The sequence below is a fragment of the Psychrobacter piscatorii genome, assembly GCF_001444505.1.
Lineage (GTDB): Bacteria > Pseudomonadota > Gammaproteobacteria > Pseudomonadales > Moraxellaceae > Psychrobacter > Psychrobacter piscatorii_B.
Window position 1 is genome coordinate 1 of record NZ_LNDJ01000106.1, and the last position, 11,863, is coordinate 11,863.

The 11,863-nt window shown below is 42.3% G+C and carries 13 protein-coding genes and 1 pseudogene; 2 read left to right on the plus strand and 12 right to left on the minus strand.

Annotated features, from left to right (window positions below; genetic code table 11):
- The 12 genes from AS194_RS13400 to AS194_RS11410 all read right to left on the minus strand — a co-directional run.
- Positions 1-152, minus strand: a 152-nt coding sequence (locus AS194_RS13400) for a transposase (RefSeq protein ID WP_152978639.1), incomplete at its 3' end; no start/stop codon positions are given.
- On the minus strand, positions 127-441 hold the full coding sequence (locus AS194_RS14135) for a hypothetical protein (RefSeq protein WP_058025613.1): 315 nt from the start codon (positions 439-441) through the stop codon (positions 127-129). The genes AS194_RS14135 and AS194_RS13400, both read right to left, overlap by 26 nt.
- The gene (gene tatB, locus AS194_RS11365; RefSeq protein ID WP_058025614.1) at positions 438-824 is read right to left on the minus strand and encodes a Sec-independent protein translocase protein TatB; all 387 of its coding nucleotides are present in this window, start codon (positions 822-824) and stop codon (positions 438-440) included. Before tatB ends, AS194_RS14135 begins: the two co-directional genes overlap by 4 nt.
- A gap of 55 nt (positions 825-879) precedes the next feature.
- Complete coding sequence (tatA, locus tag AS194_RS11370) at positions 880-1,164, minus strand: Sec-independent protein translocase subunit TatA (protein WP_011959992.1); 285 nt, start codon at positions 1,162-1,164, stop codon at positions 880-882.
- Between the two features lie 80 nt (positions 1,165-1,244).
- On the minus strand, positions 1,245-3,863 hold the full coding sequence (locus tag AS194_RS11375) for a copper-transporting P-type ATPase (protein ID WP_058025615.1): 2,619 nt from the start codon (positions 3,861-3,863) through the stop codon (positions 1,245-1,247).
- 408 nt (positions 3,864-4,271) lie between these two features.
- Entirely contained in the window at positions 4,272-4,748 is a 477-nt protein-coding gene (locus AS194_RS11380) for a DUF305 domain-containing protein (RefSeq protein ID WP_037059145.1), read from the minus strand.
- A gap of 95 nt (positions 4,749-4,843) precedes the next feature.
- Positions 4,844-5,971 carry a copper resistance protein B gene (locus AS194_RS11385; protein ID WP_058025616.1) on the minus strand — a complete coding sequence of 376 codons (1,128 nt, stop codon included), beginning with the start codon at positions 5,969-5,971 and terminating at the stop codon, positions 4,844-4,846.
- Between the two features lie 25 nt (positions 5,972-5,996).
- Positions 5,997-7,703, minus strand: coding sequence for a copper resistance system multicopper oxidase (locus tag AS194_RS11390; protein WP_058025617.1), 1,707 nt, complete (start codon positions 7,701-7,703; stop codon positions 5,997-5,999).
- A 94-nt stretch (positions 7,704-7,797) separates the two neighbouring features.
- Entirely contained in the window at positions 7,798-8,436 is a 639-nt protein-coding gene (locus AS194_RS11395; protein ID WP_011959987.1) for a DUF411 domain-containing protein, read from the minus strand.
- Between the two features lie 165 nt (positions 8,437-8,601).
- Positions 8,602-9,225, minus strand: coding sequence for a c-type cytochrome (locus AS194_RS11400; RefSeq protein WP_058025618.1), 624 nt, complete (start codon positions 9,223-9,225; stop codon positions 8,602-8,604).
- Positions 9,226-9,286: 61 nt separating this feature from the next.
- The gene (locus tag AS194_RS11405; protein ID WP_011959985.1) at positions 9,287-9,559 is read right to left on the minus strand and encodes a hypothetical protein; all 273 of its coding nucleotides are present in this window, start codon (positions 9,557-9,559) and stop codon (positions 9,287-9,289) included.
- Positions 9,560-9,692: 133 nt separating this feature from the next.
- Complete coding sequence (locus tag AS194_RS11410) at positions 9,693-10,019, minus strand: hypothetical protein (RefSeq protein WP_011959984.1); 327 nt, start codon at positions 10,017-10,019, stop codon at positions 9,693-9,695.
- A 325-nt stretch (positions 10,020-10,344) separates the two neighbouring features.
- On the opposite strand from AS194_RS11410, the gene AS194_RS11415 reads away from it, so the two are divergent.
- Entirely contained in the window at positions 10,345-11,079 is a 735-nt protein-coding gene (locus AS194_RS11415; protein WP_058025619.1) for a heavy metal response regulator transcription factor, read from the plus strand.
- 1 nt (position 11,080) lies between these two features.
- Positions 11,081-11,863 (plus strand): annotated as a pseudogene (locus AS194_RS11420) (two-component sensor histidine kinase); the annotation flags it as partial.

Sequence of the window (11,863 nt, forward strand, 5' to 3'; positions counted from 1 at the left end):
TCGGGTAAGTCGCGCCAAGGACAGCCAACACGCATGCGATAAAGCACGCCTTCAACCGTTTGTCTAAGATTTCCTTTGTCATAGATATTAAGTTCTAGTAATATAGGTTTCAGTCTTGTCCAGTGTTCATCTTTGAGCATGGTGCGGGGCATAGCGAACGATATCTTTTTTGTGTGAGAACTTAAAGATTAACCGTTCGCTATTTTTTTTGCCATTAATTTGTCGCCAATGTTCAACACGCCCTAAGAATATAATTAAGACGACCACGCATATTTTTATTAAGTGCGTACGCAGCTCGATTAAATGTCCGGTAATAGGCATATCGCCAAGAGTACCTAACGTATCTCCAGACTCACTATTCTGTGTTGTATCTGTTGGCGCCTCAAACTCTATATCTGTTATTTTTTCTTGTCGACTTTTTTGCCATTTAAATAGGCTCACTGATCCGCCTCCTTTTTAATGAACGAGGAGGTAGTATTCTGTTGATGGTCTTTATCATAAGAGGTAATTGGCTGATGTGAAGCGTCTAGGCTTTGGTTCTGTGACTGCTCAAACTTTTGCATACTGCCACGCATTTCTGCTAATTCGCGCTTCATATCCGACTCGGTCTGACGGATTTTCGCAAGTTCATTTTGCATTTGTTGACGTGTTTCAGCTAGATCAAGCTCAGCTTCTATTTCAGATTGTAGAGTGGATACTGTACGGCGCAGTTTGGCATACCATTGCCCAGCGGTACGTGCGGCTTGCGGCAGTTTTTCTGGGCCCAATACGATTAAAGCAATGACGCCAAACAAGAGTAATTCGGAAAACCCAATATCAAACATAACAGTCACATATATTAATAGACTACTTAGTGCCGCTATTTATAAGCGGCGCGCTTCATACTTTAGGCTGGTCATCAGTGGAAATAGGGCTGATTTCCATATCATCAGCCTGATTACCTACACGCGTATTTAAATCATTACTTGCAGCTGGCGTACTATTTTCATGGCTAAGCACATGATTTTTGCGAGCATTCTCGGGTTCTTCATCTTTGACCGCTTCTTTAAAACCCTTCACCGCACCGCCTAAATCTTTACCTGCATTTTTAAGCTTGGCAGTACCAAATACGACCACCACTACGACCAATAAAATCAGCCAATGTGTAATAGAAAAGCTGCCCATAACGGTATCCTTATATTTTGTGATCTTGTTTAGACCAGTATGTGTCAGTGTGCTTTAGAACACTTTTTACCGTACCAGAATTATAGTTTCAAACGGCGCAATCGCAGCGCGTTAGCAATCACCGAGAATGACGACAAGCTCATCGCTGCCGCTGCTATCATCGGACTGAGCAGAAGCCCAAATATGGGATAGAGCACACCTGCGGCAATAGGAACACCAAGTGCATTGTAGATAAAGGCAAAAAACAGATTCTGTCTGATATTGCGCATGGTGGCGTGGCTAAGCTTATAAGCTTTGGCAATGCCCATTAAATCACCTTTTAGCAGGGTAATGCCCGCACTCTCCATCGCCACATCGGTACCGGTTCCCATAGCGATACCAACATTAGCTTGCGCTAGCGCTGGTGCGTCGTTGATACCATCACCCGCCATAGCGACCAATTTACCGCTGTCTTGCATTTCTTTGACGATACGGTTTTTATCCTCTGGTGAGACATCCGCATGAACTTCATCAATACCTAGTTTATTGGCGACTGCCTGCGCGGTTTTTTCGTTGTCACCGGTTAGCATCACAACTTTTAAACCTGCGTCATGAAGCAGTGAAATAGCCTCTTTAGTGCTTGGTTTAATAGGGTCAGCAACTGAAATAATACCAGCAGCTTTACCGTCTATAGCCACAAACATTGCCGTTTCACCGTCTTTTCTACGGACATCAGCTTTAGTGGACAGCTCATTATCAAAACTATTTAGGCTTTCCATAAGCTTAGAGTTACCAATAGCGACTTTCTTACCATCGACCACGGCTTGTACGCCTTCGCCAGTAGTCGAATTAAAGTCAGTAGCTTTAGGAATAATGAGTGATCTTTCTTGAGCTGCTCTAACGATAGCTTCTGCTAAAGGATGCTCGCTAGCGCTTTCTACTGAGGCTACCAATGCGAGGAACTCGTCTTCATCTTGACCTACCTGCGCATCAATTGCGGTAAGCTCGGGCTTACCAGCGGTCAGTGTTCCGGTCTTGTCGACGACAATGGTATCGACTTTTTCCATACTCTCTAACGCTTCAGCATTTTTGATGAGGACGCCGTTTTGCGCGCCTTTGCCGGTACCAACCATAATGGACATCGGCGTCGCTAGACCAAGGGCACAAGGACAAGCAATAATCAGTACCGCAATCGCGTTAACCAAAGCATAGGTCATAGCGGGCTCAGGGCCGAATATCGCCCAGACAATAAAGGTTATGATAGAGCTGACAATAACAATAGGTACGAACCAACCCGCCACTTGATCTACCAAGCGCTGGATAGGCGCGCGGCTACGCTGGGCTTCAGCAACCATTTGTACAATTTTAGATAATACTGAATCTGCTCCAACATTGACCGCTTCGACTAATAGCGTTCCGGTGCCATTTACCGTACCACCAGTCACTGTATCTCCTGCTACTTTTGATACAGGGATTGGCTCACCCGTCACCATTGATTCATCAACATTACTATTACCATCGATCACTGTACCATCTACGGGTAGTTTCTCACCTGGTTTAACCCGTAGCTTATCGCCAGTGACGACCTCATCAAGCGAGACTTCGACTTCTTCACCGTTTTCATCGACACGTCTTGCGGTTGGTGGTGCGAGCTCAAGCAAAGCTCTAATCGCACCTGAAGTTTGACTTCTAGCTTTGAGCTCTAATACTTGACCCAGTAGCACCAAGGTCACAATGACCGCTGCCGCTTCATAGTAGACTCCGACTTGACCAGAGGCATCTCTGAAACTGTCTGGGAAAATATCGGGGAAAAAGGTCGCGACAATACTAAAAATATAAGCAGCGCCTACGCCTATCGCAATCAAGGTAAACATATTTAGATTGCGGCTTTTTATAGACTGCCAGCCACGGACGAAAAACGGGGCGGCGCCCCAAAGCACTACAGGGGTCGCGAGCACTAACTCAGCCCATTGTAAGATCTTTGAAGAGATACCATACTGACTAAAATTAACTACGTTTAAGTCAAACATACCGCTCATCACATATATTAATAGCGGTACAGTCAACACGGTACATATCCAAAAACGACGAGTCATATCGTCAAGCTCTGAGGTGTCCTCTTCACCGATAGTAAGCGTTTCGGGCTCAAGCGCCATACCACATATCGGACAACCGCTATTTCTAACGTCTCTCACTTCAGGATGCATAGGACAGGTATATACCGTGCCATCGTAATCAGCAGGTACTTTATCGTATTTACCGCCTTTAACAGATTTTACTCCGCTACTATCAGTATCCTTTCCATGACAACTGGCGTGACTATCATCTTTAGCAACTTCGTCTTCAGGTTTAAGAAACATGCCACATATTGGGCAGTCACTTTTTTCAACATCTCTTACTTCTGGATGCATAGGACAAATATAAATCGTGCCGTTATAATTTTCTGGTATCTTGTCGTACTTATTGCCTTCGACAGACTTTAACTCAGTACTATTATTAGCATCCGCTTTATGACAATGCGCATGACTGCCCTCATTACTGTTGGATTCAGCAACCTCGTCTTCAGGTTTGAGAAACATGCCGCATATCGGACAATCGCTCTTCTCAGTATCTCTAACCTCAGGATGCATCGGGCAGATATAAACCGTACCACTATAGTTTTCTGGCACTTTATCGTACTGACCACCTTTGATAGATTTTTCATCGGCAATATGTTTCATAAAATCACTCCTTGAAGACAATAAATAAAGCTTTTAAAGCACAATCATCAACCTTTAATTGCTATTCATCTAATTACTAATCTAGATATCTCGAAAATTAAGTTTCAATTGGAACTTAATCTTTATTACGCAAATATTTGAGTAAGGCCATAATAGTCAATATCAGTACCGCAAAAACCAGTACTGTAAACAATAAGGAGACAATAAGGAGACAATAGATTATCCCCAACCCATACCGTGCATAGTCCCGTTCATCATACCGTGCATCATAATAACCATTACAAGGACTCCTTATTTGTTATTTCCTTAGTATAAGTAATGATATAGTGCTAGTGTGTGAACGTACACCTCTCAATAGTCTGCTTACTTAATAACACCTAATACAAAGTGCTCAAAATTTGTGACTGCCTATTCCAACTCATCAATAAGCGCTTGCATCTCACCGATTTCACGCTTTTGTGCTTCGATAATGTCATCAGCAAGCTGACGTACACGTGGATCTTCGATATCAGCACGCGAACTGGTCAAAATAGCAATCGAGTGATGCGGTATCATCGCCTGCATCCAATCCACTTGATCGACCGTTTGTTGTGATCTAACGCCCCATAAACCAAAGGCAAATAGCACGACACTAATCCCATAAACCATTAGATTGACCTTAGTCTTTTTATACATATTGGTCATAAAGGCGAGCATAATAATAGCCATCATAGCGCCCATATATAACGCCATATAAGCTCTGGTTTCGCTAAAATAAACGTGATCCCATTGATAAGTATTAAAATACATCATGATAAACATCACGACTGTCGATGTTAAAATCATGATTGTGAACTTTACATAAGGGTTCATTTGCTTCTGTTTATTATCCATATGGTTATTCATATTCTTGTCCTTAATTTAGTAAAAAGGCACCTAAATAAAGAGGTGCCTTTTTTTAGAGCTAGTGTTATAAACTGTTGTTACTTACATGGTTAACACTAGAACCAAAATTTCACACCAGCTGTAACGCTACTAGAATCAACAGCTTCGTCTTCTTGACGTCGCAAATCTCTTGCGTTGCCTAAAGCGGTCTCATAGCTGATACCCACATAAGGCGCGAGCTGACGACTTAACATCTCGTAAGTAAGCCTAACGTCAGCCCCAAACTCATTAAAGCCTTTAGTAATATGGTTATCTGTATCATCTTTGCTAAATGCCGTCAGCTCTACTTCTGGAATCACTACCCAATGTTGATCTAAGCGCCACTCATACTCCGCACCTAGATCTAGACGAACTTGCCCATCAGTATATAAATAAGCTCTAGCATCGGTTTCGATGAAGTAAGGTGCAGTGCCTGCAATACCAGCCATCACGGCAGATTTATCATTTTCGGTATCATAAGCAACACCGGCTTCCCCATTCCAAAAAATACTAAGTGGCTTCCAGTAAGATAGTGAGGTTAAGCTATCAATTTCTTTATCATCTTTAGTTTGGATACTACCTTCGCTACGTAGCGTTACGCGGTTGCTGTCTGTACCGTACCACGTATCAAACTCATAATTGATTTGATCATCGTCAAATTGATAGCCCAAATCGTCTACTGATACGCCCCATAACGGTAAGCTACCCATCATCACAGGCTTACCAAAGCGACCATAGGGAACACCGTTCGAGTAGTCAGGGCTTCGAGCATCGGCTGGTGCTTCGCCACCTTGCATTCCTGACATGTCCATACTGCCATGATCCATGCCCGACATATCCATGCCACTATGATCCATACCTGACATATCGCCCGACATATCCATGCCACTATGATCCATATCTGACATGTCACCTGACATATCCATACCACTGTGATCCATATCCGACATATCGCCTGACATATCCATACCACTATGATCCATATCCGACATATCGCCTGACATATCCATGCCACTATGGTCCATATCCGACATATTGCCCGACATATCCATGCTGCTGTGATCCATATCTGACATATCCATACCAGACATGTCCATACTGCCATGATCCATGTTCGACATCTCAGCAGCGTTTGCTAAAGGTGACATTAGTAGCATCAAAGATGACATGCCAATAAACGGTAGACCTACTTTATATATTTTCATAATAAGGCTCATATTCGAAGGTTTATTAAACAACGGCAACTTCTCGAAACATCCCTGCTTCCATGTGATAGAGCAAGTGGCAATGCCATGCCCATCTGCCAGCTTCTCCGGTGACATCAAAGCTTATCTTTTGTGCAGGCTGTACCATTATCGTATGCTTACGTACTTGAAACTCACCTGAAGGCATCCGCAGATCGCTCCACATACCATGCAAATGCATGGGATGATTCATCATGGTGTCATTGACTAAGGTAATACGTACGCGCTCGCCCGGCTTAATATTGACCGGTGCGGCATCTTTGAACATAACCCCGTCTAGAGCCCAAATATAGCGCTCCATGTTTCCCGTCAGATGTATTTCAATCTCTCTGGTGGGTTTGCGCTGCTCTGCCATTATCTCATCGCCGACAGAGCGCAACTGACTATAATTCAAAACCTTTCTATCAATGTTACGTAGATTAATACCAGGGTCATCAAGGTTCATACGCGGACTATCAACGCGCATATCGGACTTAAAGTCATATTCTGTTTTGGCATGTTTAGCGTTATAGCCATTCGATCCCATGGCGCCCATCATGTCGGCCATCGTCAGCCATTCGACTTTGTCCATAGCAGGTATCGCAGGACGAGCACCTTTTTTGGTAGCAAGCGTTGTCGCAACATAGCCTGACCGATCTATGTTTTGAGCAAATATGGTATGCGCGTCTTTAGTGGGCGTCACGATGACATCATAAGTCTCGGCCACCCCAATACGGAAATCATCGATATCGACGGGACTGACATCAATCCCATCCGTCGCGACGACTTTCATTTTTAGGCCGGGGATGCGTACATCAAATATCGTCTGCGCTGAACCATTAATAAAACGTAGTTTGACAGGCTGTCCAGCCTTGACAAGTTGCGTCCAGTTAGCCGCTGTGGTTTTACCATTCATCAGATAGGTAAAGGTTTTTTCACCAGACAGATCAGTAAAGTCTGTCGGCATCATGCGCATCTGATTCCACATTTTGCGCTTATCAAAAGCAGCTTTTAGATCTGTTGCGGCAATATCGGACAGTAGCTTTTTAAAATCTGGTAAATGATAATTATCAAAGTCTGCGCGTTGCTTTAATAGTTTAACCAAGTTGTGCGGGTCACGGTGCGTCCAATCACTGAGCAAAATGACATGGTCTTCCTCGATAGGATGACGTTCGCGCCCTTTCGGCTCAATGACGATGGCCCCGCGCATACCGGTTTGTTCTTGGAATCCAGTGTGCGAGTGATACCAATAAGTGCCAGATTGTTTCAGCGTAAATTTATACGTAAAGGTGCTATTTGCTGGTATACCATCAAAACTAATGCCGGGCACGCCATCCATCTCAAACGGTACTAGTAGACCATGCCAATGAATAGAGGTCGACTCATTCATTTGGTTATGGACGCGTATCACTACCGTATCGCCCTCGCGCATTTTTAGCGTTGGCGCTGGTAATGAGTCATTAATGAGCGTCGCCGTGCTTGACTTGCCATCAACAATGATGGGTTTTTTGCTGACATAAAGATCAAACTCTTTGCCTGTCAGTATGGGTACTTTATGATCGGGTTTATCACTGTTAATAGTAGCGCCCTGACTGCCTGAGCGACTCGATTGTCCCAATGCGCTACTAGCAATAGTCGGCATCAAGGAGGCACCAAGGACAGCAGAGGATCCGGTTAAAAAACGTCGGCGGTTCAGTATGTTCTTTTTATTCATAATGATAACCTGATTTAATTTGAGAGATGGTGGTTAAGCTTATAGTTATAACATTTTCGATATTTAACAGAATCTATTCACATCTAAGCCAACACTACAGCTGCTGCTGAGGAGACTCAATAGCAGCATAGACTTCTGTGGTGCCGTCTTTATTAAGCTGCATTACCTTATAAGGCATGAATTTACCTTCATACTCCATACCGGGGCTACCAACCGGCATACTCGGTACGGCAAGTCCAATAGCTTGTGCAGGAGGATTTGCTAAGAATTCAGCCATGTGTTTAGCAGGGACATGCCCTTCAAAGACAAAACCGTCGGTGGTAACGGTGGTATGACAAGAGCGCATTTGCTGTGGTACGCCATAACGCTCCTTAAATAAGGATAGATCTTCCACATCGTGCGTGGTTGCACTTAATCCATTGTTTTTTGCATAGCCTACCCATTCTTTACAGCAGCCGCAGTTGGCATCTTTATAAACCGTGGCTGAGACGTTTTTGAGTAATGATGACGAGCTGTTAACGGGAGCATTTGTAGGAGCAGAACTTTCATTTTGTACTTGTGCATTCTGGGTAGCAGACTGTTCAACCTTTACTGGTTGAGAATCAGAGCCACTGGTATTAGATTGGCTGCAAGCGGCTAGCGTTAACGAGAGTGACGATGTCACCACCAATAAAAGGACACGACCGGATAACCAGCTATGTCCATTAGAAAGCACATGTGTGTAATGTCTCATTAAATTACTCCTAAACGTCTATTGTTATGCTCGATATTCTAAAAACTTACACCCTATATTTGAATTCTTATGTACTTAACTAAAAACATTAAATGTAGCACTGTTCAGTACTGCATTATTAATAGCGACAACCGTGAGTTAGGAGGCTTTCATATCTAGAAAGTATTAATGCTGCATTCCAGATCCATCATCCGACATATTCATACCCATATCACCACCATCTGACATATTCATATCACCGTCAAATGACATGTCCATCATATCGCCATCTATCCTAGTGGTTAGCATCGTGTATTGGCTTTCATCTAATTCAGGTAACGATCTAATGAAGGCTACCATTGCCCACATTCTACCGTCATCATGGGACGCGCCCCACGCAGGCATTCCAGATGCCATAATACCGTGCTTGATTGCCCAAAAGCCTTGCTTTGCACCGTCTTCTGTTTGATAACGTTTGACAATATCAGCCTTGGTAAAGTTGGGCGGCTTTGGATATAAGCCCTCACTAAAGTCAGTTTGTGCCACTCCCGGAGACAAGTGACAGCCTGCACACATATCCTTATAGTCCGCGCCACCAGAACTGATTAGCTCAGCCTTCTCTAAATCTGGTACCACAATATCTTTACTGGCATTTTCTATGGAACGATTGCGAGCAGTTTCTAAAAAGCTAAACATCATTGGGCTATGCTCTTGGTCAGCTCCCACATTGACAACGCCACTAGTAACAACCGCAAACACGCTAACGATTGCCACAAATACGGTAAAGAGCGCACCCAATAAAAATTTCATATGTTTTCCTAACAATTTATTTCCGTTAAGTGTTGACTGCTATTTAACAGAGCTAAAATTTTTAAGATTTACTGTCGTTAGTAACGCAGTGTTTTTGGTACATTTGCTTCATTTTACCCATGTTAGCCATCATTGCTTTCATAGCAGGATCGCTCATGTCCATCTTGCTATGATCCATTTTTCCCATCATATCCATATGCTTTTGCATTTTTTCACAGTTCATTTGATCTTTTTCAGCATGCATTTTAGGGTCATGCGCCATAGCTGAGGTCGATACGACAAGAGCGATGGCCGTCATTGCGATTGATTTAGACAGTAATTTAAATTGTGACATGATTAATTCCTATTGTTTGGATTAAAGGCTATTGAGTTCAATAGTTGTTAAACCAGCCTAAATGATACATTAATCATTCTGACTGGTAGATGACGTTAAGATTACAATTCTGTCATTCTCACCGCTTTAGATTTTAATGCGCGATATATTCATTTAATATGGCTTCAGCATTTCTATCACGATCGCTACCATATTTTTTTACAAAATACTTTTCAGACTGCAAATGTTGATCTTGATGTTGAACCTGACAAGCCACTCTGGCGTCGACATAACTTTTCTTTTGCTCTTTGGACATTTGTGCATCATTATGATCTGCGTTTCTTGCAAAACTAGTGAGCGCATCACAATTACCGAGAACAGAAGCATCTAAGTTTGTGGTATGCGCATTGGCCGCTGACATGCCCACTAACATCGATACTGAAAGCAAAGCTGCTTTTTTTAATGAACTATAATTTTTCATATAAGACCCTTTAAAGATAAATAACAAACTGTTTAAGTAGGATAATTGCTTTACTCGTAGAGGCAGTCTGTATCAGAGACAAGCCAATATGCGGAGTTGATTTAGAATACTAAATGGTGGCTGACAGCTAGATGACACGGATATTACATGTTCGTTAGGAACAGCATAATATTGTCATCTTCTTGTCATTAAAACCAAATACCAGCATCTGTCTCTATCCAAAGAACACTGTTATAACAAGGGTTCCTGATAAATATATGGCTGATAAGCTAACAATGTTAGTGATACGCTGTTGACAACTATAATGATATAAAGGTAAGCAACGATGAAAGTACTGTTAGTAGAAGATGAGAAAAACCTTGGAGAATATATTAAGAAAGGCTTAACTGAGGCCGGTTTCATCGTGGATCATCACATGACAGGTTTAGATGGCTATCATGCGTTAATGACTGAAGATTTTAGTGTGGTTTTGATGGATGTCATGCTACCTGACGTCAGTGGCTTTGAGTTGGTACAGCGCTACCGAGCTGCTGGAAAGCATACGCCAGTTTTATTTTTAACGGCTAAAGATGATTTAAGCGATCGGATCAAAGGTATTGAAATTGGTGGCGATGATTATCTGACCAAGCCTTTTGCTTTTGATGAACTGATTGTTAGAATAAAAAGCCTATTGCGCCGTGCCAATCAATCTGATTATAAAAGCTCGGTCATACACATAGCTGATCTGAAAATGGATATTGCCAAACGCACCGTTCATAGAGGCAACACTAATATAAAATTGACTGCTAAAGAGTTTGCTTTATTACAACTTTTCTTAGAACGTCAAGGTGAGGTACTGCCACGCACTGTGATTGCCTCACAAGTATGGGACATAAATTTTGACAGTGATACAAATGTCATTGACGTGGCTATAAGGCGCTTGCGGATAAAAATTGATGATGGATTTGATATAAAGCTGATTCATACGGTACGCGGAATGGGCTACAAGTTAGAGCCACTGAATGTCGACGTGGATAGTGGCATGGGCGACGATGACACCAACAAAGATGATCTAAAATAAAATGAGAGATAAATTTAAGAATCGACGCTGGCCTTTGTTATGGCGTACTGTTTTTTTACTGACAATATTTGTTGTTATCTCTCAAGTTGTTATTTATATATGGGTTCAGCGCTCTGTTAACGAGCACTTTGAGCAAATGGACTCAGAGATTATTACCCATGCAGCTTTTAACCTGCGTAAACGCATGGTGAATTTTAACGATCACATAGAACCTTTTACAGTGTCAAAGTCGCAAGCGCTAATTGATGCCAATCATCTACATTCTTCTTGGTTAGACTATGATTTAAAAACGTTAATATCAGACAAAAACGGCAATTTATTGTCCAGCGATCCCAGTAATTTCATCAATGATCTACCGGCAGATTTTAGCTTGTTACAACTATTGCAGGACTATCGCGATCAGCAGTTTATGATCAAGATAAATAATAGGCATTACCGAGCCATTATCATTACACATCAAGAGGTTTTGGCATTTATTGCTCTACCTATCGATGTGCATCATCAATATCTTATCCAGTTTAATCGCCAGCTGAGCTTGATACTTATCGCCATTACCTTATTATTGGTTTCAGTAGCAGCACTAAGTGTACACTGGGGTTTTGCTCCCCTAGCTACTATCGTACAAAAGATGAAAGGCATTAATCTTCAAAGGTTAGATGAAAGAATTGTGGTTGACGATATGCCGTTAGAATTACGTCCACTAACGGAGTCTTATAATTCTATGATGGTCAAGCTTGAAAGTAACTTTGAATCATTATCACGGTTTTCAGACAATATCGCCCAT